The 18,048-nt window shown below is 73.2% G+C and carries 24 protein-coding genes; 7 read left to right on the top strand and 17 right to left on the bottom strand.

The genetic code is table 11. The features are described 5' to 3' along the window. Window positions 1-28: 28 nt before the first annotated feature. From AC2H4J_RS08255 to AC2H4J_RS08240, 4 genes are read right to left on the bottom strand one after another with little or no spacing between them, the layout of a single operon-like run. Window positions 29-901 carry an ABC transporter ATP-binding protein gene (locus AC2H4J_RS08255; protein ID WP_487464385.1) on the bottom strand — a complete coding sequence of 291 codons (873 nt, stop codon included), beginning with the start codon at window positions 899-901 and terminating at the stop codon, window positions 29-31. Further along, the gene (locus tag AC2H4J_RS08250; RefSeq protein WP_487464384.1) at window positions 898-1,962 is read right to left on the bottom strand and encodes a FecCD family ABC transporter permease; all 1,065 of its coding nucleotides are present in this window, start codon (window positions 1,960-1,962) and stop codon (window positions 898-900) included. The genes AC2H4J_RS08255 and AC2H4J_RS08250 overlap by 4 nt, the downstream gene beginning before the upstream one ends. Then, complete coding sequence (locus tag AC2H4J_RS08245; RefSeq protein ID WP_487464383.1) at window positions 1,959-2,981, bottom strand: FecCD family ABC transporter permease; 1,023 nt, start codon at window positions 2,979-2,981, stop codon at window positions 1,959-1,961. Before AC2H4J_RS08245 ends, AC2H4J_RS08250 begins: the two co-directional genes overlap by 4 nt. A gap of 5 nt (window positions 2,982-2,986) precedes the next feature. Then, window positions 2,987-3,991, bottom strand: coding sequence for an iron-siderophore ABC transporter substrate-binding protein (locus AC2H4J_RS08240; RefSeq protein ID WP_487464382.1), 1,005 nt, complete (start codon window positions 3,989-3,991; stop codon window positions 2,987-2,989). Between the two features lie 95 nt (window positions 3,992-4,086). Between AC2H4J_RS08240 and AC2H4J_RS08235 the strand changes: the two genes are divergently transcribed. Continuing rightward, entirely contained in the window at window positions 4,087-4,998 is a 912-nt protein-coding gene (locus AC2H4J_RS08235) for a siderophore-interacting protein (protein WP_487464381.1), read from the top strand. 10 nt (window positions 4,999-5,008) lie between these two features. Here the strand turns inward: AC2H4J_RS08235 and AC2H4J_RS08230 are convergent, their stop codons facing one another. The 3 genes from AC2H4J_RS08230 to rph all read right to left on the bottom strand — a co-directional run bounded on the left by AC2H4J_RS08230 (window position 5,009) and on the right by rph (window position 7,117). Further along, window positions 5,009-5,614: a class I SAM-dependent methyltransferase gene (locus AC2H4J_RS08230; RefSeq protein WP_487464380.1), complete on the bottom strand. Its 606-nt coding sequence runs from the start codon at window positions 5,612-5,614 to the stop codon at window positions 5,009-5,011. A gap of 175 nt (window positions 5,615-5,789) precedes the next feature. Continuing rightward, entirely contained in the window at window positions 5,790-6,398 is a 609-nt protein-coding gene (gene rdgB, locus AC2H4J_RS08225; protein ID WP_487464379.1) for an RdgB/HAM1 family non-canonical purine NTP pyrophosphatase, read from the bottom strand. Continuing rightward, window positions 6,395-7,117: a ribonuclease PH gene (gene rph / locus AC2H4J_RS08220; RefSeq protein ID WP_487464378.1), complete on the bottom strand. Its 723-nt coding sequence runs from the start codon at window positions 7,115-7,117 to the stop codon at window positions 6,395-6,397. Before rph ends, rdgB begins: the two co-directional genes overlap by 4 nt. Before the next feature lie 77 nt (window positions 7,118-7,194). Here rph and AC2H4J_RS08215 point away from each other — a divergent pair, with 77 nt between their 5' ends. Then, window positions 7,195-7,599: a YjbQ family protein gene (locus tag AC2H4J_RS08215; protein ID WP_487464377.1), complete on the top strand. Its 405-nt coding sequence runs from the start codon at window positions 7,195-7,197 to the stop codon at window positions 7,597-7,599. Window positions 7,600-7,652: 53 nt separating this feature from the next. Then, complete coding sequence (gene bcp, locus AC2H4J_RS08210; protein WP_487464376.1) at window positions 7,653-8,135, top strand: thioredoxin-dependent thiol peroxidase; 483 nt, start codon at window positions 7,653-7,655, stop codon at window positions 8,133-8,135. A 17-nt stretch (window positions 8,136-8,152) separates the two neighbouring features. Here bcp and AC2H4J_RS08205 read toward each other — a convergent pair whose 3' ends face one another. From AC2H4J_RS08205 to AC2H4J_RS08175, 7 genes are all read right to left on the bottom strand, one after another. Continuing rightward, window positions 8,153-8,638 carry a DUF4262 domain-containing protein gene (locus tag AC2H4J_RS08205; protein ID WP_487464375.1) on the bottom strand — a complete coding sequence of 162 codons (486 nt, stop codon included), beginning with the start codon at window positions 8,636-8,638 and terminating at the stop codon, window positions 8,153-8,155. A gap of 80 nt (window positions 8,639-8,718) precedes the next feature. Continuing rightward, complete coding sequence (locus AC2H4J_RS08200; RefSeq protein WP_487464374.1) at window positions 8,719-9,675, bottom strand: DNA polymerase domain-containing protein; 957 nt, start codon at window positions 9,673-9,675, stop codon at window positions 8,719-8,721. 8 nt (window positions 9,676-9,683) lie between these two features. Next, window positions 9,684-10,424, bottom strand: a complete 741-nt coding sequence (locus AC2H4J_RS08195) for an MBL fold metallo-hydrolase (protein ID WP_487464373.1) — start codon at window positions 10,422-10,424, stop codon at window positions 9,684-9,686. Further along, window positions 10,421-11,251, bottom strand: coding sequence for a glutamate racemase (murI, locus tag AC2H4J_RS08190; protein WP_487464372.1), 831 nt, complete (start codon window positions 11,249-11,251; stop codon window positions 10,421-10,423). The genes AC2H4J_RS08195 and murI overlap by 4 nt, the downstream gene beginning before the upstream one ends. A gap of 135 nt (window positions 11,252-11,386) precedes the next feature. Beyond that, window positions 11,387-12,337 carry a PLP-dependent cysteine synthase family protein gene (locus tag AC2H4J_RS08185; RefSeq protein WP_487464371.1) on the bottom strand — a complete coding sequence of 317 codons (951 nt, stop codon included), beginning with the start codon at window positions 12,335-12,337 and terminating at the stop codon, window positions 11,387-11,389. A 6-nt stretch (window positions 12,338-12,343) separates the two neighbouring features. After that, window positions 12,344-12,619, bottom strand: a complete 276-nt coding sequence (locus AC2H4J_RS08180; protein WP_487464370.1) for a MoaD/ThiS family protein — start codon at window positions 12,617-12,619, stop codon at window positions 12,344-12,346. Window positions 12,620-12,738: 119 nt separating this feature from the next. Next, complete coding sequence (locus AC2H4J_RS08175) at window positions 12,739-13,212, bottom strand: M67 family metallopeptidase (RefSeq protein WP_487464369.1); 474 nt, start codon at window positions 13,210-13,212, stop codon at window positions 12,739-12,741. 70 nt (window positions 13,213-13,282) lie between these two features. Here AC2H4J_RS08175 and AC2H4J_RS08170 point away from each other — a divergent pair, with 70 nt between their 5' ends. Beyond that, window positions 13,283-13,636, top strand: coding sequence for a hypothetical protein (locus AC2H4J_RS08170; protein ID WP_487464368.1), 354 nt, complete (start codon window positions 13,283-13,285; stop codon window positions 13,634-13,636). Here AC2H4J_RS08170 and AC2H4J_RS08165 read toward each other — a convergent pair. Continuing rightward, window positions 13,575-14,075 (bottom strand): DUF2017 family protein, encoded by a 501-nt coding sequence (locus tag AC2H4J_RS08165; RefSeq protein WP_487464367.1) that lies wholly within the window; start codon window positions 14,073-14,075, stop codon window positions 13,575-13,577. The genes AC2H4J_RS08170 and AC2H4J_RS08165 overlap by 62 nt on opposite strands. 58 nt (window positions 14,076-14,133) lie before the next feature. Further along, window positions 14,134-14,430, bottom strand: a complete 297-nt coding sequence (gene clpS, locus AC2H4J_RS08160; protein WP_487464366.1) for an ATP-dependent Clp protease adapter ClpS — start codon at window positions 14,428-14,430, stop codon at window positions 14,134-14,136. Between the two features lie 51 nt (window positions 14,431-14,481). Between clpS and AC2H4J_RS08155 the strand changes: the two genes are divergently transcribed. The 3 genes from AC2H4J_RS08155 to AC2H4J_RS08145 all read left to right on the top strand — a co-directional run bounded on the left by AC2H4J_RS08155 (window position 14,482) and on the right by AC2H4J_RS08145 (window position 16,674). After that, window positions 14,482-15,789 carry a nicotinate phosphoribosyltransferase gene (locus tag AC2H4J_RS08155; protein WP_487464365.1) on the top strand — a complete coding sequence of 436 codons (1,308 nt, stop codon included), beginning with the start codon at window positions 14,482-14,484 and terminating at the stop codon, window positions 15,787-15,789. Then, a complete protein-coding gene (locus AC2H4J_RS08150) occupies window positions 15,786-16,352 on the top strand; it encodes an isochorismatase family protein (protein ID WP_487464364.1) in 567 nt (188 codons plus the stop codon). Before AC2H4J_RS08155 ends, AC2H4J_RS08150 begins: the two co-directional genes overlap by 4 nt. A 175-nt stretch (window positions 16,353-16,527) precedes the next feature. Then, window positions 16,528-16,674, top strand: a complete 147-nt coding sequence (locus AC2H4J_RS08145) for a hypothetical protein (protein ID WP_487464363.1) — start codon at window positions 16,528-16,530, stop codon at window positions 16,672-16,674. A gap of 12 nt (window positions 16,675-16,686) precedes the next feature. Here AC2H4J_RS08145 and serB read toward each other — a convergent pair whose 3' ends face one another. Continuing rightward, window positions 16,687-17,964 carry a phosphoserine phosphatase SerB gene (gene serB, locus AC2H4J_RS08140; protein ID WP_487464362.1) on the bottom strand — a complete coding sequence of 426 codons (1,278 nt, stop codon included), beginning with the start codon at window positions 17,962-17,964 and terminating at the stop codon, window positions 16,687-16,689. Window positions 17,965-18,048: the final 84 nt, after the last annotated feature.

Raw genomic sequence — 18,048 nt, 5'->3', positions numbered from 1 at the left:
CATCGGCGTCGTGCCGCCGTCCGCGTGCTCAGGAGCTGGCGCCTTCCGGCGTGCGGGTTCGACTCCCGCCCCCCACACTCTGCCGGGCGACTCTCCGGCGGGCCCCGACCGGGACGACCAGCACGCCGTCGGTGACCGGATCGGGCAGGACGAGCGCCTGCAGCCCGAAGACCTCGGCCAGCAGCTCGGGGGTGAGGACCTCCCGCGGCCGCCCGGCGGCGACGACCCGGCCGGCCTTCATGGCGACCAGGTGGTCGGCGTAGCGGGCGGCGAGGTTCAGGTCGTGCAGGACCATGACAACGGTGCGCCCGCGTGCGTGCAGGCGGTCGACGAGGTCGAGCACCTCCACGGCGTGCGCGAGGTCGAGGTGCGTCGTCGGCTCGTCGAGGAGCAGCAGGTCGGTGTCCTGGGCGAGTGCCATGGCGATCCACACGCGCTGCCGCTGACCGCCGGAGAGCGCATCGACCGGTCGGTCGGCGAGGTCGAGCACGCCGGTCCACTGCATCGCCTCCGCGACCACGCGCTCATCACCGCGCGACCACTGCCGGAACCACGCCTGGTGGGGATGGCGGCCACGGGTGACGAGATCGGCGACGGTGATGCCCTCCGGTGCGGTCGGCGACTGGGGCAGCAGCCCGAGCACGCGGGCCACCTCGCGAGTGGGCAGCTCGTCGATCCGCCGGCCGTCGAGCAGCACCTCGCCGCCGCGCGGGCGCAACAGCCGGCCCAGCGCGCGCAGCAGCGTGGATTTGCCGCACCCGTTGGGACCGATGACCGCGGTGACCGCCCCCTCGGGCACGGCGAGGTCCAGCCCGTCGACGACGACGCGTTCGCCGTAGCCGAGGGTGACCTCCCGCGCCTGCAGCCGGGTGGGAAGGGGAACAACCGTCGACGTGGTCATGCGTCCGATCTCCGGGTCCGTCGGGCGAGCAGGAACATCAGGTAGGGCGCGCCGACGGCCGCGGTCAGCACGCCGACCGGGAGCGCCGAGAGCAGCACCGAGCGCGAGACGACGTCGGCCCCGACGACGAGCACCGCGCCGACCAGCCCTCCGGCCAGCAGCGGGGGGCCGGCCGAGCGGGTCAGCCGCAGCGCGATCTGGGGGGCGATCAGCGCGACGAACGGCACGGGCCCGGCCGCGGCCACCGCGACCGACGCGAGCACCACGGCCACGAGGAGCTGCCCGGACTGCGCCCGTTGCAGCCGCAACCCCAAGGACCGGGCGCTGTCCTCGCCCAGCCGCAGTGCGCGCAGCGATGCGCTGCCGATCGGGCACAGCAGGACGGCGACGCCGACGACGAGTGCGACCGGGACGACCTGTTCCCAGCCGCGCCCGTTGAGGCTGCCGACCAGCCAGATCTGGGCCTGTGCGGCCTCGTTCAGCTGCCCGACGACGAGCAGGAACGACGCCAGCGCGGAGAGCACCGCGGCGACGGCGACGCCGATGAGCACCAGCCGGAACCCGCTGATGCCCTGCCGCCACGCCAGGGCGTAGATCACCGCCGCGCTCAGCAGGCCGCCGAGCAACGCGGCCAGCGGGACGCCCACCACCCCGAACAGGCCGCCCGCCGCCCCGCCGCCGAGTACGACCGTGGCGACCGCCGCCGCTGCGGCGCCCTGGCTGATGCCGAGGATGTCGGGGCTGGCCAGAGGGTTCCGGGCGACCGATTGGGTCAGCGCCCCGGCCATGCCGAACGCGAGGCCGACGAGCGCACCGGTCAGCGACCGGGGCAGCCGCAGCTCCAGCACGATGTACCGGTCGGCCCTCGTGCCCCTGCCGAGCAGGGTGCGCACCACGTCGGGAACCGAGATCGGGAAGTCGCCGCGCCCCACGTCCAACGCCACCAGCAGCACGACTCCGGCGGCGAGCGCGAGCGGGACGACGACGGCGCGCGGCCGCCACACCGCCGAGAACGGCCCCACCCGCAGCGCGCGGCGGCCGAGGACCACCGGTGCGGTCACAGGGTCGCCAGCTTCCGGCGACGGACCAGCACGATGAAGAACGGCGCCCCCACCAGGGCGAGCACCAGCCCGACCGGCACCTCGGCCGGCGGCGCGACCACGCGCCCGACGACGTCGGAGACGACGAGCAGGAGCGCCCCCAGCAGCCCGGAGTACGGAATCAGCCAGCGGTGGTCGGGGCCGGTGATCGCCCGGGCGACGTGCGGCACCACCAGTCCGACGAACGCGATCGGACCGGTCGCCGACACCGCGGCGCCGGTCAGCAGGGTCACCGAGGCGACGCCGACGGCCCGCGCCGGCCCGATCCGCTGCCCCAGACCCCGCGCGACGTCCTCGCCGAGTTGCAGGGTGTTCAAGGCGGGCGCGTTGATCGCGGCCAGCAGCAGCCCGGCGCCGAGGAACGGCAGCGCCTGCACCAGCGCGGCGTCCGCCCGACCGACCAGCGAGCCCACCGCCCAGAACCGGTAGGCATCGAGCGTCCGCGCGTCCCTGAGGACCAGCGCGTTGGTCAGCGCGCCGAGGAACGCGGTCACCGCGGCGCCGGCCAGCGCGAGGGTCACCGGCGTCCCCCCGCCTCCGCCCGACGTGCCCAGGGCGAAGACCACGACGCTGGCCACCAGCGCCCCGGCGAGGGCGAACCACATGGAACCGGTGCCCGACGGGACGTCGAAGGCGTAGACGGCCAGGCAGACGGCGAACGCCGCGCCGGCGCTCACCCCCAGCAGTCCGGGGTCGGCGAGCGGGTTGCGGGTGTGGCCCTGGATGACCGCGCCGGCGACGCCCAGAGCGATGCCGACGGCGATCCCGAGCCCGGTCCGGGGCAGGCGCAGGAACCGGACGACGGCGTCGTCGGAGCTGCCGGTCGGCGCCACGACCGCCGACCAGACGTGCGACAGGGGTATCCCCCGCGCTCCCACGGCGATGCTCGCCACCGCGGCCAGGGCCAGCACGACCAGCAGCGCGAGCACGCCGCCGACGAGCAGCGCCCGCCGGGAATCGCGTGCTCGCGCCGCCAGCACGGCGGTCAGGCCTGCGCGCGGCCGGCCGCCGCGGCCAGCCGGTCGACCAGCGTGTCGAGGGCGAACGGGATCGAGAGCACGCTCACCGAGCTGACCGCGGCACCGAACTCCTCGTCGTCCAGGATCACCGCCGACTTCCGCTGGACCGCCGGGATCTGCGCGTAGATCGAGGAGGTCCCGACCTCATCGGCCGTGAGCCCGTCGGCGAACCCGATGACGACGTCGGCGATGACCTCGGGCGCCTTCTCGAGGGAGACCTGCGAGTAGAAGGTCGCCTTGTCCCCCGCGCCCGCCACCGTCTGCAGGCTCGGGTCGAGGGTGAAGCCGAGGGATTCGACGAGCCGCACGCGCGGGTCCTCGCCCAGGTACAGGTAGAACGCGTCCGCGCCCATGCTGGTGTAGGCGAAGGTCAGGTCGGCGAACTCCGGGTGGGCGTCGGCGACCTCCTGCAACCTGGCCTTGGTGTCGTCGACCAGTCGCTGCGCCCGGTCGCTCTTGCCCAGCGCCTTGCCGATCATCGCGGTCTGGTCCTCCCACGACGTCGTCCAGGCCTCCCCCGGGTAGGCGACGGTCGGGGCGATCCTGCTGAGGTCGTCGTACGTCGCCCGGTCGAAGCCCTCGTAGGTCGCCAGGATGACGTCGGGCCGCAGCGCCGCGATGGCCTCCAGCGGCGGCCCGTCGGCGGTGTCGAGCAGCGTCGTCCGCTCCGGGTCGAAGTGCTCGTCGTCCCACGGCAGCACGCCGTCCTCGCCGCCGCCGTAGGTGTACGCCGGCATGCCCACCGGCGCCTCGTCCAGGGCGTAGACGACGTCCTGGGCGCTCCAGCCGAGGACCACGATGCGCTGCGGCTCTGCGGCGATCGTCGTGGCGCCGAAGGAATGCTCGATGGACACGGGAAAGGAACCCGAAGAACTCGCAGCGTCGCCGCCGGCCCCTTCGCTCCCGCTGCTCTGGCAGCCGGCCAGCACGGTGACGGCGGCCAGCGCGGCCGGCACTCCACGGAATCTCATCGGGTCTCTCCTCGGACGTCGCACGGGCCCGTCCCCGTGAGTTAGGGCAGGCTAACCTACTCACGTTGCCCGCCATGACCCCCTGGAGAGCCCCCATGACCGTTCAGACACCCGAGGCGGTGGCGGCCTACCGGCCGTTCCGCGTCACCGCCGTGCGCGTGCTGCGGCTGACGCCCTGCTTCGTGCGGGTCACCTTCGGCGGCGCCGACCTGGAGGAGTTCGGTTCCGGCGGCCTCGACCAGCGGATCAAGGTGCTCTTCCCGCTGCCCGGCGGCCGCGGGCTGGCGGACTGCCCGACGGGCGCGGACTGGTTCGGGGAGTGGCGCGCGCTCCCCGACGAGCGACGCAACCCGATCCGCACCTACACGGTGCGTGCCGCCCGCCCGGCCCAGCGCGAGGTCGACGTCGACTTCGTCGTCCACGACGGGCCGACCGGGCCCGCCGGGGCCTGGGCGCGGGCGGTACAGCCCGGTGACGAGGTGGTGCTCATCGGGCCGAACGCGCGCTTCGCCGGCGACACCGGCGGGATCGAGTGGCGGCCGCCGTCCGGCGACGTCCGGCTCGTGATCGCCGGGGACGAGACGGCGGTTCCGGCGATCTGCGCGATCGCTGCCTCCCTCCGCGCCGGGGCCACGGGCCGCATCCTGCTCGAGGTCCCCGGGGTGGACGACGTCCTGCCGGTGCGCGCTCCGGCCGGGGTCGAGGTCACCTGGCTGCCGCGCATCACGCGGGCCGGCTGCCGGCCGCACGGTGCCCTGCTGACCGCCGCGGTGCTCGAGGCGGCACCGATGTCGGGCGTCCCGGCCGACGTCCCGGCCGGCCCGGAGCAGGACCACGAGATCTGGGAGGTGCCGGACACGACCGCCGTCACCGGCTGCTACGTCTGGCTGGCCGGGGAGGCTGGCGTCGTGACCGGCCTGCGGCGTCGGCTGCTCGCCGACTCCGGGCTGGACCGGCGCGCGGTGGCCTTCATGGGCTACTGGAGGGCCGGCCGCGCCTCCGCGTGAGAACTCCCGGCTACGGTCCGACCTGGCTGCGCCTGATCGTGGCCAACCAGGCTGGAGCGCCGTCGCCGTCGTGGAACCTCGTCTGGACGCGGTCCGGTTCGACGGCGCCGACCGTCCACCCGCTGCCCGGGCCGAACGGCGCCACCAGGTCTGCGCGGCTGACGGGGTGCGGGCCGGTGTCGGGACCTACGTCGCTGAAGCACAGCACGTACAGCGTGCCGCCGGACGCGGTCACCGAGGCCAGGCTCGCGGCGTAGGCCGGCCGTTCGTCGCGGTCGAAGGTGTGGAACAGCCCGCAGTCCAGCACGGTGTCGAACCGGCGCCCCAGGGACTCCAGTGCGAGCGCGTCGGCGACCGCGAACTCCGCGGTCACGCCCCGCTCGGCCGCCTTCGCACGCGCCAGCTCGATGGCCGTGCCGGCCACGTCGACGCCGAGGACCGACAGCCCCATCGAGGCCAGGTGCAGGGCGTGCTCGCCCGTTCCACAGCCGGCGTCCAGCACCTCTCCGGTGAACGCACCCCGCGCCGCCAGCCGCAGGATGGCCGGCTGCGGGTGCCCGACGTCCCAGGGCGCGGGACCGTCGAGGTAGGACGCGTCCCACGCATGGCCGGTCATGCGTTCGTGACTGGTCGGCGCACGCCCCCCGAGGGGATCGCCGGGGAACTGTTCCGAACGCTCCGACACCTGACCTCCCGCACGGTGATCGCCGATCGATCTGTCACGCGGCTTCTCGGTGAGAAGCGTTCACGAGGGTCGCTCACCTGCCTCACCCCTCCGGCGGGAGTGACCGTCAGCGGGAGCCGAACACCTCGGCCAGCACGGGTACCAGGGCGGCGAACGCCTGACCCCGGTGGCTGCGGGCGTCCTTCTCCTCCGGGGCCAGCTCGGCGGAGGTGACGTCGAGCCCCTCCGGCACGAACACCGGGTCGTAGCCGAAGCCGTTGGTGCCCCGCTTCTCGCGGATCACCGTGCCCCGCCACCGTCGCTCGAGCACGCGCTCGGTGCCGTCGGGCGTGACGAGAGCGGCCGCGCACACGAACGCCGCGCCCCGGCGCTCGTCGGGCACGTCGGCGATCTGTCCGAGCAGCAGCGCCGTGTTGGCGTCGTCGTCGCCGTGCCGGCCCGACCAGCGCGCCGAGAGCACACCGGGCATGCCGTTGAGCGCGTCGACCGTGATGCCGGAGTCGTCGGCCACGGCGGGGAGCCCCGTGTGGCGGACCGCTTCCCGCGCCTTGAGCAGGGCGTTGTCCTCGAACGTCGCCCCCGTCTCGGGCGCCTCGGGGTACTCCTCGACGTCGCGCAGGCCGATGACCTGCACCCCGGGGACGGCGGTCTCGAGCAGCCGCTGCAGCTCGGCGAGCTTGCCCGCGTTGCGGGTCGCCAGCAGCAGCTGGCTCATCGCGCGAGCGCCTCGGCCTGGATCTGCGTCAGCTCGGCGCAGCCCTTGACCGCGAGGTCGAGCAGTGCGTCGAGGGTCTTGCGGTCGAACACCTCGCCCTCGGCCGTGCCCTGCACCTCGACGAAGTTGCCGTCGCCGGTGCACACCACGTTCATGTCGGTGCCGGCTCGCACATCCTCCTCGTACGGGAGGTCCAGCCGCGGCTCGCCGTCGATGACGCCGACGCTGACCGCCGCGACGGACTGGACGATCGCGTTGGACTTGGCGAGCTTCTTCCGCTCCCCCAGCCACGACACGGCGTCGGCCAGGGCGACGTAGGCGCCGGTGATGGCCGCCGTGCGGGTGCCGCCGTCGGCCTGCAGGACGTCGCAGTCGATGGCGATGCTGTTCTCACCCAGGGCGGCGAGATCGATGGAGGCCCGCAGCGAGCGGCCGATCAGCCGGCTGATCTCGTGGGTCCGGCCGCCGATCCGCCCCTTCACCGACTCGCGGTCGCTGCGGGTGTGGGTGGCGCGGGGCAGCATCGCGTACTCGGCGGTCACCCAGCCCAGGCCCGAGCCCTTGCGCCAGCGCGGCACACCCTCGGTGACGCTCGCCGCGCAGAGCACCCGGGTGCGGCCGAACTCGACGAGGACCGATCCCTCCGCATGGTCGAGCCAGTTGCGGGTGATGGTCACGGGACGGAGCTGGTCGGCCGAGCGGCCGTCGGGGCGGGTCACGCTGTCCGAGGGTAGTTGCGCGCTCCCCACGCCCTGCCACCGTGCGTCCCTGCGCGACCGACACGAAGATCACCGGCATGCGATCCGAACTGCGCACCGTCCGCACCGGCGGAGTCCCGGCGGTGGTGGACCTGACCGACGAGTGCGCCGAGTTCGTCCGGCCGGAGACCGACGGACTGCTGCACGTGTTCGTGCCGCACGCGACCGCGGGCATCGCGATCCTGGAGACCGGCGCGGGCAGCGACGACGACCTGCTCGCCCAACTCGACGTCCTGCTCCCCCGCGACGACCGCTGGCGGCACCGCCACGGCAGCCCGGGGCACGGGCGCGACCACGTCGTTCCGGCGTTCATCCCGCCGCACGCCACCGTGCCCGTGCTGGAGGGCCGACTGCAGCTGGGCACCTGGCAGCGCGTCTGCCTGGTCGACACCAACACCGACAACCACCAGCGGCATGTCCGCTTCTCGTTCCTCGCCGGCTGACCGCCCCCTCCCCCCGTTCCGCGGCGCCGGACGAACACGGCAGGATGCCAGTCATGACCGACACGGCATCCGTCCGCCTGGCCCCTGGCGACCTGGCGCCGGACTTCACGCTGCCCGACGCCGAGGGCAAGCCGGTGGCGCTGTCGTCCTACCGCGGCCGGCGGGTCATCGTGTACTGCTACCCGGCCGCGCTGACCCCCGGGTGCACGACCCAGGCGGTCGACTTCACCGCGTCGGCGGGCGACCTCGCCGAGGCCGGGCTCGACATCATCGGCATCTCTCCCGACCAGCCGGAGAAGCTGCTCCGGTTCCGCGAGCAGGAGAAGCTCGACATCACGCTGGTGTCCGACCCGGACAAGCAGGTGCTCAAGGCCTACGGCGCCTACGGCCCCAAGAAGCTCTACGGCAAGGAGGTCGTCGGCGTGATCCGGTCGACCTTCGTCGTGGACGCCGAGGGGCGGATCGAGCGCGCCGCCTACAACGTCAAGGCGACCGGGCACGTGGCCAAGCTGCGGCGTGACCTCGGACTGGACTGACCCGCCGCACGCCCACCTCACGCCCGCCAGGTGCCCGGACGCGGTTGGCACCCCGGACCGCAGTCCCAGCCCGGGTCCCACGGGAAGCTCCCGTCGGGGTGGCACCAGGTGAGCTGGAAGGCCGGGACGGAGTATTCGGCGGGCCGCTCGTAGAACCGGTTGGCCGCGAACAGGATCTCCCCGGGGTTCGGCACGATCTCGACCACGATCCGGCCACCCCACTCCGCCCACGTCAGCAGCTCCCCCGGCACGAGGTTCCGGCCGTCCGCCACCTCGGCCGCCACCCGGCCGAGGATCCCGTGCGCGTTGTCGTGGCCCACGCCGACGATGACGCACTCCGGATGCCCGAGACCGAACAGGCCGACGGTGTAGCCGAACGCAGGTTCCTCCAGGGCGTCACCTGCTCCCACGTACTGCACGGCGAAGCGATGCGTCCGGATGAGCCTGGCGAGGTGCGCGTCCTCCTGGTCCAGCCAGGCGGTGGTCTGCGGGTCGGTCGTCATGGGCGAAGCGTGCAGCCGGGGCACCGACAGAAGGGCCGCGTCCGACGACTCTGTGGACAGGTCCACCGGTGTGGACGCCGTCAGCCGGAACTGTCGGACCCCCCGGCCTCACGTTCGGCGGCTCGTTTGCGGCGTTTGCCCTCGTGCATGGCCTGCACCCGGGCGATCGGGATGGTGTGGCCCTGTGCGACCAGGTCGGCCGGTAGCCGCTGCGGCTCGGGCAGCTCGACCGCCCATTCGGTACGGAAGTCCGCGGTGGTGACGGTGAAGTCCGCGGGCTGCACGTCGTCCAGTGCGTCCCAGCCCACCGGCGCGGACACCGGCAGGCCGGGCCGGATCCGGGGGCTGTAAGCGGCCACGATCGTGCCCTGGCCGGAGCGGGTCGAGTCGACGAACACCCGGCCGCCGCGGTCCTCCTTGATGTAGGCGGTGGTCGCGAGCTCCGGGTCGAGGCGTTCGGCCCGGGCGGCCAGCGCCCGCGTGGCGGCCGCGACGTCCTCGAACGGCGAGCCGGCCACCGGGACCACGACGTGCAGCCCCTTCGATCCGCTGGTCTTCACCGCTCCCTGCAAACCCGAGTCGTCCAGCGCCTGACGGACCAGCCGCGCCGTCCGCACGACGACGGCGAACTCCGCACCGTCCGGCGGGTCGAGGTCGAGGACCAGCCCGGTCGGCTCGTGCTCGCCGGCCCGGAAGAACGGGACGTGGAACTCGACGGCGCGCTGGTTGCCCAGCCACAGCAGCGTGCGGCGGTCGTCGCAGAGCACCTGGGCGATCTCGCGGTGCGAGCCCTCCGACCACACCGGAACGGTCCGCACCCAGTCCGGGGCGCCCTTCGACACGTTGCGCTGCATGAACGGCGCCTGACCCGGCCGTACGCGCTTGACCGAGAGGGGACGACCGGCCAGCAGCGGGACCAGCCGGTCGGCGACCGCGTCCAGGTAGTTCACCAGGTCGCCCTTGGTCACCTCGAGATCGTCGCCTAGGGGCTGGTCGAGGCTGGTCAGCCGGACGCCGTCGCGTTCGTCGTCCGTCATCGCCGTCCTCAGATCTCGTAGACCGCGTCCTGGCGCACCAGCTCGGTCTCGGAGAAGACCGCGCTGGCCGCGAACAACTGGCCGATCTCGTCGACCCACGCCGGGATGTGGGTCAGCAGCAGGCGGCCGACGCCTGCCTTGGCCGCGTGCTCGCCGGCCTCCCGGCCGGTCAGGTGCAGGCCGGCCGGCAGGTCGGGGCCGGGCGCGTGCGCGGCCTCGGCCAGCAGGACGTCGGCGTCCCGGGCCAGCTCGACGACCCGGGAGCAGGGCCCGGTGTCGCCGGTGTAGACCAGTGACCGGCCGTCGACGTCCAGCCGGATGGCGTAGCACTCCACCGGGTGCTCGGTGCGGGCGAGCGTCGCCTGGAACGGGCCCAGCGCGAAGGAGCCGGGACCCACCGGCACGAAGTCGAACACGTCGGTGAGCGTGTCGCCGTCGCCGTCGTAGGCCAGCGCCAGCCGCCGCTCCGCGCCGACCGGGGCATACAGGGGGACGAGGCTGCGTGACTTCGGGCCGGCGTAACGGTGCCAGACGACGAACGGGGCCACGTCGAGACAGTGGTCGGCGTGCAGATGCGACAAGAAGACCGCGTCGATGCTCGCCGGGTCGGCGTGGGCCTGAAGCGGACCGAACGCGCCGTTGCCCAGGTCGAGCAGCACCCGGAACCCGTCGTGCTCGACGAGGTAGCTGGACGCGGGCGACTTCGGCCCCGGGCCGCTGCCGGAGCAACCCACGACGGTGAGCTTCATCGGACGCCGACCGACGCGGCGTGGAGGACCGACGAGACCTCGGGACCGAGGAACCGCCGGCCCAGTCGCGCGAAGGGCTCGGGGTCGCCCGTGGCGAGGAAGCAGTGCTCGGGCACGGGGGCGTCCTCGTCACGCAGCAGGTCGGCGTCGGTGAGCACGCGGTACACGTCCTTCGCCGTCTCCTCCGCGCTGGACACCAGCGTCACGTCGTCGCCCATCACCAGGGAGATGACGCCGGTGAGCAGCGGGTAGTGCGTGCACCCCAGGACGAGCGTGTCGACCCCGGCGGCCAGCAGCGGGTCGAGGTAGGACTGCGCGAGGCCGAGCAGCTGCCGCCCGCTGGTGACACCGCGCTCGACGAAGTCGACGAAGCTCGGGCACGCCGCGCTGGTGACGCTGATCTGCGGGGCGGCGGCGAACGCGTCCTCGTAGGCGCCACTGGTGATCGTCGCCTGCGTGCCGATGACCCCGACCCGCCCGTTGCGGGTGGCGGCAGTGGCCCGACGGACGGCGGGCAGCACGACCTCCACCACCGGGACGTCGTACCGCTCGCGCGCGTCGCGCAGGGACGCGGCACTGGCGGAGTTACAGGCCACCACGAGCATCTTCACCCCGTCGGCCACCAGCCCGTCCATCACCGCCAGCGAGTGCCGGCGCACCTCGGCGATCGGAAGGGGACCGTACGGGCCGTGCAGGGTGTCGCCGATGTAGCGCACCGACTCGTTCGGCAGCTGGTCGAGCACGGCCCGGGCAACCGTGAGCCCACCGACGCCCGAGTCGAAGATGCCGATCGGCGCGTCTGCTCCGCGCGGTGCCGTCGTCCCCATGTTGCGGCCAGGCTAGCTGGCGCCGCCGACGGACGCCGCACGCCCGATCACGGGTCGTCATGACCCCACACACGTCGAGGGCCCTCTCCCGGTTCAGGAGAAGACCCTCGACGCGAGGTGATCATGGAACCGGCCTCAGGCCCAGAGCTGGCCCTCCAGCGCGGAGGTCGCCTCCTCGAGCGTGCCGGCGTAGGCGCCGGTGGAGAGGTACTTCCAGCCGCCGTCGCAGACGATGAAGGCGATGTCGGCGTGCCGGCCGGCGGCGACCTCCTTGTCGGCGATGCCGAGCGCGGCGTGCAGGATCGCGCCGGTCGAGATGCCGGCGAAGATGCCCTCGCGCTCCACCAGCTGGCGGGTGCGGTGGATGGCGTCCTCCGGCCCGACCGAGAAGCGGGAGTCCAGCAGCGCCGGGTCGTACAGCTCGGGGATGAACCCCTCGTCGATGTTGCGCAGCCCGTAGACGAGCTCCCCGTACCGCGGCTCGGCGGCGATCACCTGGACGCCGGGCTTGTGCTCGCGCAGGAACCGGGAGACGCCCATGAGCGTGCCGGTCGTCCCGAGACCGGCGACGAAGTGCGTGATCGTCGGCAGGTCGGCGAGGATCTCCGGCCCGGTGCCGTCGTAGTGCGCCTGGGCGTTCGCCGGGTTGCCGTACTGGTAGAGCATCACCCAGTCGTCGTGCTCGGCGGCCAACCCCTTGGCCACCGCCACCGCCTGGTTCGAGCCACCGGCGGCCGGCGAGGAGATGATCTGCGCGCCGTACATCTCCAGCAGCTGCCGGCGCTCGATCGAGGTGTTCTCCGGCATGACGCAGATGAGCTTGTAGCCCCGCTGCCGGGCGACCATCGCCAGCGAGATGCCGGTGTTGCCGCTCGTCGGCTCCAGGATCGTCGACCCGGGCTGCAACGACCCGTCCTTCTCCGCCGCCTCGATCATCGCGATCGCGGCGCGGTCCTTGATGGAGCCCGTCGGGTTGTGGTCCTCGAGCTTGGCCCACAGGCGGACGTCCGGGGTCGGCGACAGGTTCGGCAGCCCCACCAGGGGGGTGCCGCCGAGGGAGTCGACCAGCGAGGCGAAGCGGGCCATGGGGGCTCAGCCGCCGGCGACGGCCGGCAGGATCGTCACCGAGTCGCCGTCCTTGACCTCGGTGTCGAGGGCGCCGGTGAACCGCACGTCCTCGTCGTTGACGTACACGTTGACGAAGCGGTGCAGCTTGCCCTCCTCGGTGACGAGGCGGTTCTTGATGCCGGGGTGCTGGCTGTCGAGGTCGTCGACGAGCGCGGCGAGCGTGGCGCCGTTGCCCTCGACGGTCTTGTTGCCGCCGGTGTGCGTACGCAGGATGGTCGGGATCCGGACCTGGATGGCCATGGCGTGCAATTCTCCTCGGATGTTCGGGTGCAGGGCGCCGCGAAAGGCAGCGTTCGTGCGTCTGGACGGGCCAACGCCCGGTCGCCGTCCGGGATTCCGGACGGCGAGGGATCTCACCGTCAGTCGTAGACGACCGTCGTCGGGGTGTGACCGAACAGGTAGGACTCGACGATCTCGACCTCCTCCTCGCTCACCTCCCCGTCGACGATGCGGAAACTGCGGAACTCGACGTCGTCGCCGGCCAGGCCGGTCTGCTGCCCGTGGTGCCGCGTGGAGACCAGCACGTAGTGGGCGTTCGGCTCGGCCGCCAGCCCGATGTCGGTGCGGGAGGGATGGGCCTCGGTCGCGGTGTGCGAGTGGTAGATGACCACCGGCTCCTCGTCGCGATCGTCCATCTCGCGGTAGAGCCGCAGCAGGTCGCCCGAGTCGAACTCGTAGAACGTCGGGGAACGCGCCGCGTTGAGCATCGGGATGAACCGCTCGGGCCGGTCGCTGCCCTCGGGACCGGCGACGACGCCACAGGCCTCGTCCGGGTGGTCTTCCCGGGCGTGGGCCACGATGGCGTCGTAGGTCGCGCGGTCGATGCGCAGCACGACATCAGTCTATGCGGGGTCCGCAGGGCACTGACCGGCCGCCCAGGTTGTACCGATACCGTCGGGCCTCGTGCTGGTCAACCTGCTCATCGCCGCGGCGGTCGTGGTCTTCCCGATCCCCGCGCTGATCCTGGGCGCCCGTGGCCTGCTCAGGCGTCCCGGCTTCAACCCGGACGAGCCCGCCGACCGGCTGTCCTACGTGATCGTCGTCGTCCTGCGCGCGGTCCTGCTGGTGGCGGTGTTCGCACTGTCGGCCCTGATCCTCGTCTCCACGATCGGGGCGACGATCCGCAGCGTGCAACTGCACGGGCTGGTCTACGTGTTCTTCGGCCTCGACGTGCTGCTCGCGCTGGTGATCTGGTTCAGCTTCGCCCGCCGCGGCCGCCGGCGAGTGCGTCGACGAGTGACCCCTGCAGCGCGGTGAGCCAGTAGTAGACGGCCAGCTGCTGGTCCTGCTCGTCGGCGATCTCGTCCGGCGGCTCGGTGTCCTCCGTGATCTCCAGCCGGGTGCCCAGCGCGAGGCGCAGGTCGTTGCTGCTGCGCAGCCATGCCGCCGCCTGGTCGCGGTCGAGCCGCACCTCTCCCCCGCTCTCCGGGAGCGTGGCCCGGACGATGGCCAGGTCGTCGGTCTTCCCGCTGCGCAGCGAGCTCTCGGTGAGCTCGCGGTAGTCGGCGGCGAGCTCGGGATCGCCGCGGTGCCCCTCGGGCAGCAGCCGGTCCATCACCGGGTCGCCCGCCACGTCGTCGGCGTCCGCGGCGAGCAGCTGCTCCAGCTGGTCGAGCAACAGCCCGACGATGCCCGCCTCCGCCGGGTCGAGGCGGGCCACCACGTCGCCACCGCGGGTCGACCTGAACGGCTTCATCGCTTCTCCGCGCCGGCAACCGTCGGGTCGGCTCCACACCGCGCCTCACCCACGCAGGTCACGAATCCCGCTGGTAGCTGGCCCAGAGCCCGTAGGCGTGCAGCCGGCTGGTGTCGTGCTCCATGCGCTCGCGCGGGCCCGAGCTGACGATCGCCTTGCCCTCGTGGTGCACCTGCAGCATCAGCTTCGTGGCCGTCGGCTCGTCGTAGCCGAACAGCTCCTGGAGCACGAACGTCACGTAGTTCATGAGGTTGACCGGGTCGTTCCAGACGACGGTCACCCACGGACGGTCGAGGTCGGAGTGTTCCTCCACCGTCTCCTCGGGCGTCCGTGTCGGAGCGAGCGGTCCGGCCACGGATCCACTCTAGGACGCCGGTAGGACGCGGTCCGCCTACGCTTTCCGATCATGTCCGTGGATACGGGGCTGACGCCCCCACCGGCTCCCGCCCTGTTCACCGACCGGTACGAGCTGACGATGGTCGGCGCGGCCCTGGCCGACGGTACCGCCGGCCGCGACTGCGTCTTCGAGGTCTTCGCCCGGCGACTCCCGCACGGCCGGCGCTACGGCGTGCTGGCCGGCACCGCCCGCCTGCTGGAGGCCCTGCCGCACTTCCGGTTCGGCGACGCCGAGGTGTCGGCCCTCCGGGAGCAGGGGATCACCGACGAGCGACTGCTCGACTGGCTCGCCGACTTCCGCTTCTCCGGCGACATCGACGGCTACGCCGAGGGGGATTTCTACTTCCCCGGCTCTCCGGTGCTCACCGTCCGGGCACCGTTCGCCGAGGGGGTGCTGCTGGAGACCCTCGCGCTGTCGGTGCTCAACCACGACAGCGCCATCGCCTCGGCCGCGGCGCGCATGGTGGCCGCCGCGTGCGAGCGGCCCTGCATCGAGATGGGCTCGCGCCGCACGCACGAGGAGGCGGCGGTCGCCGCGGCCCGGGCCGCGTACCTCGTCGGCTTCGGGACGACGTCCAACCTCGAGGCCGGCCGTCGCTACGGCGTCCCCACCAGCGGCACCAGCGCGCACGCGTTCACGCTGCTGCACGACGACGAGCGAGCCGCGTTCGAGGCACAGGTGGCCACCCTCGGCACGGGGACGACGCTGCTCGTGGACACCTACGACGTCGACCGCGGCATCCGGACCGCCGTCGAGGTCGCCGGCCCCGAGCTGGGCGGCATCCGGCTGGACTCCGGCGACCTGCCCACCCTGGCCCGGCACGCCCGCGAGCTGCTGGACTCCCTCGGCGCGACGAACACCCGCATCGTGGTCACCAGCGACCTCGACGAATACGCCATCGCCGGCCTCATGGCCGCGCCGGTCGACCGCTACGGCGTCGGCACCTCGCTGGTCACCGGCTCGGGGGCCCCGACGGTCGGCATGGTCTACAAGCTCGTCGAGCGCGACGGGCTGCCGGTGGCCAAGAAGTCGGAGGGCAAGAACTCGGTCGGCGGCCGCAAGTACGCCGTCCGCCGGCACGCCGGCGACGGGACGGCACTCGCCGAGGTGGTCAGCAGCGAGCCGATCGAGCCACGGGACGGCGACCGCGACCTCGTCGTCCCCCTCGTCCGGGCCGGCGCGCTCTGCAGCGACGCGACCCCGGCCGAGGCGCTGCAGCAGGCGCGCGCCCACCACGAGCTCGTACGGACGACGCTGCCGCCCGAGGCGTGGGCGCTGTCGCGCGGCGAGCCCGTGCTGGAGACGGTGACCCGATGACCCGCGCGCTGATCGTGGTGGACGTGCAGAACGACTTCTGCGAGGGCGGCAGCCTGGCCGTCGCGGGCGGCGCAGCCGTGGCTGCAGCGATCTCCGCGCACGTGGCGACGGCCGGCTACGAGCACGTGGTGGCCACGCGCGACCACCACGTCGACCCTGGCGCCCACTTCGCCGAGCACCCGGACTTCCTGGAGACCTGGCCCGCGCACTGCGTTGTCGGGACGGGCGGCGTCGAGCTGCACCCGGCGCTGGACCGGGCCCCGCTGGAGGCCGTGTTCGACAAGGGCGAGTTCGCCGCTGCCTACTCCGGCTTCGAGGGTGCGGCCGACGGCGTCGCTCTGGCCGACTGGCTGCGCGAGCGCGGGGTGGACGCCGTCGACATCGTCGGGATCGCGACCGACCACTGCGTGCGGGCCACCGCTCTCGACGCCGCCGGCTCCGGCTTCCGCACCCGGGTGCTGTTGCCGCTCACTGCTGGCGTCGATCCGAGCACCACCGATGCCGCCCTGGAGCAGCTGCGCGCGGCCGGGGTGGAGCTGCAGGGCACCGTTCACCGAGCGTGAGCGGCCCGGCCAGCTCCGAGCGTGTGCACTGGCGCCCCCTTTTCTGGCCGGAAAGGGGGCGCCAGCGCACACGCTCGGGCTGGTGAGGGAGCCTCAGGCGAGCGGGGGTCGCTGGTCCGGGTGAAGCGGCCCCCGGACCGTTACGCAGTGTGACCACAGGCGGCAGGATCCGGCCGTGCCCCCCAAGACGTTCACGCGGAAGATGCTGGAGTCCGTCGTCGTCGTGGCCGCGGGCCTGGGGCTGATGGCGCTGGGCACGTTCGGCTCCTACTCCGACGCACACACGCCGGTTCCTCCCGCGCCGGTCCTCCGGGCGCCCTGACGGGCAGCTCTCCTAGGAGTCGGCGGGGACCGCGTCGAGCACCTCGTCGCGGGTGAAGCCGAGTACCTGCAGCACCGCGTCGAGGTAGGGCTGGTTGAGGGCTGTGTGCGCCTGCTCCCGAACGAACGGCTTGGCGTTGAACGCGATGCCGAGCCCGGCGGTGTTCAGCATGTCGAGGTCGTTGGCCCCGTCGCCGACGGCGACGGTCTGCTCGAGCGGGATGCCGTACTGCGCGGCGAACCGGGCCAGCGCCCGGGCCTTGCCCGGCCGGTCGACGATCTCCCCCACCAAGCCGCCGGTGAGCTTGCCGTCCACGACCTCCAAGGTGTTGGCGGCGGCGAAGTCCAGCCCGAGCGCGTCGGCCAGCGGCCCGGTGATCTGGGTGAAGCCACCGCTGACGATGCCGCAGCGGAAGCCGAGCCGCTGCAGCGTGCGGATCAGCGTGCGCGCCCCGGGCGTGAGCACGAGCGCCTCGCGGACCTCGTCGAGAACCTCCACCGGCAGCCCGGCCAGCACGCCGACGCGTGCGCGCAGCGACTCCGCGAAGTCCAGCTCCCCGTTCATCGCGGCAGCCGTGATGCGGGCGACCTCCGCGGCGCGGCCGGCGCGGGCGGCGAGCTCGTCGATGACCTCACCGCGTACGAGGGTCGAGTCGACGTCGAGCACGATCAGCCGCTTGCTCCGCCGGGCCAGGCCCACCTGCTCCACCGCGATGTCGGCTCCGGTGGCCGCGGCGACCGATCCCAGCGCCGTCCGCAGGGCCGTGGCCTCGGCACCGGAGACGGTGAGCTCGAAGCTGGTCACCGGGTAGTCCGACAGGCGCCGGATGGCGTCGATGTTGCCGCCGATCCCGGCGATCGCCTGCGCGGCGCCGGCGACCGCGTCCGGCGGGACCGGGCGGCCCAGCACGATCACGTGGTGCGGCCGGCCGGCCGGGACGACGAACTGTTCGTCTGCCGAGGCGGCCTCCACCTGTACCGACAGGCCGATGTCCGCGGCGACCTCGGCCGCGAGCCGTCCCAGGTGGGCCAGCATCGTCGCCTGGTCCGCTGCAGGCTCCGATCCCACGGCCAGGGCGCCGACGACCACGCCCAGCACGAGGTGTCCGTGCACGACGACCTGCTCGACGTCCAGGACCTCGACAGCGGGGCACCCCGCGGACGACCCGGCGAGGGCGGAGAACAGCCGCGCGGTCACGCCCGGCCGGTCGACGCCGGAGACGGTCAGCACGGCCTGCGGGGCGGGCGCCGACGATGCGGGCGGAACGCGGGGCGTCGGATCGAACGGCACCCGGTCATCGTGCCGCACAGCTGTGCGGCCTCAGCACCGCACCCTGGAACCGGAGAGACCCAGAACCGACACGGGTCTGGGTCT

The organism is Blastococcus sp. OS1-29 (genome assembly GCF_057628075.1).
This window is presented reverse-complemented; position numbering and strand designations above follow the sequence as displayed.

Excerpts from the sequence above, each read along its gene's own strand:
- AC2H4J_RS08215 (WP_487464377.1), top strand. The coding sequence starts at position 7,195 with ATGCGATCCGAACTGCGCACCGTCCGCACCGGCGGAGTCCCGGCGGTG.
- AC2H4J_RS08235 (WP_487464381.1), top strand. The coding sequence starts at position 4,087 with ATGACCGTTCAGACACCCGAGGCGGTGGCGGCCTACCGGCCGTTCCGC.
- AC2H4J_RS08155 (WP_487464365.1), top strand. The coding sequence starts at position 14,482 with ATGTCCGTGGATACGGGGCTGACGCCCCCACCGGCTCCCGCCCTGTTC.
- AC2H4J_RS08205 (WP_487464375.1), bottom strand. The coding sequence starts at position 8,638 with ATGACGACCGACCCGCAGACCACCGCCTGGCTGGACCAGGAGGACGCG.
- AC2H4J_RS08230 (WP_487464380.1), bottom strand. The coding sequence starts at position 5,614 with ATGACCGGCCATGCGTGGGACGCGTCCTACCTCGACGGTCCCGCGCCC.
- murI (WP_487464372.1), bottom strand. The coding sequence starts at position 11,251 with ATGGGGACGACGGCACCGCGCGGAGCAGACGCGCCGATCGGCATCTTC.
- bcp (WP_487464376.1), top strand. The coding sequence starts at position 7,653 with ATGACCGACACGGCATCCGTCCGCCTGGCCCCTGGCGACCTGGCGCCG.
- AC2H4J_RS08255 (WP_487464385.1), bottom strand. The coding sequence starts at position 901 with ATGACCACGTCGACGGTTGTTCCCCTTCCCACCCGGCTGCAGGCGCGG.
- AC2H4J_RS08185 (WP_487464371.1), bottom strand. The coding sequence starts at position 12,337 with ATGGCCCGCTTCGCCTCGCTGGTCGACTCCCTCGGCGGCACCCCCCTG.
- AC2H4J_RS08195 (WP_487464373.1), bottom strand. The coding sequence starts at position 10,424 with ATGAAGCTCACCGTCGTGGGTTGCTCCGGCAGCGGCCCGGGGCCGAAG.
- AC2H4J_RS08150 (WP_487464364.1), top strand. The coding sequence starts at position 15,786 with ATGACCCGCGCGCTGATCGTGGTGGACGTGCAGAACGACTTCTGCGAG.
- AC2H4J_RS08165 (WP_487464367.1), bottom strand. The coding sequence starts at position 14,075 with ATGAAGCCGTTCAGGTCGACCCGCGGTGGCGACGTGGTGGCCCGCCTC.
- AC2H4J_RS08240 (WP_487464382.1), bottom strand. The coding sequence starts at position 3,991 with ATGAGATTCCGTGGAGTGCCGGCCGCGCTGGCCGCCGTCACCGTGCTG.
- AC2H4J_RS08200 (WP_487464374.1), bottom strand. The coding sequence starts at position 9,675 with ATGACGGACGACGAACGCGACGGCGTCCGGCTGACCAGCCTCGACCAG.
- AC2H4J_RS08180 (WP_487464370.1), bottom strand. The coding sequence starts at position 12,619 with ATGGCCATCCAGGTCCGGATCCCGACCATCCTGCGTACGCACACCGGC.
- rdgB (WP_487464379.1), bottom strand. The coding sequence starts at position 6,398 with ATGAGCCAGCTGCTGCTGGCGACCCGCAACGCGGGCAAGCTCGCCGAG.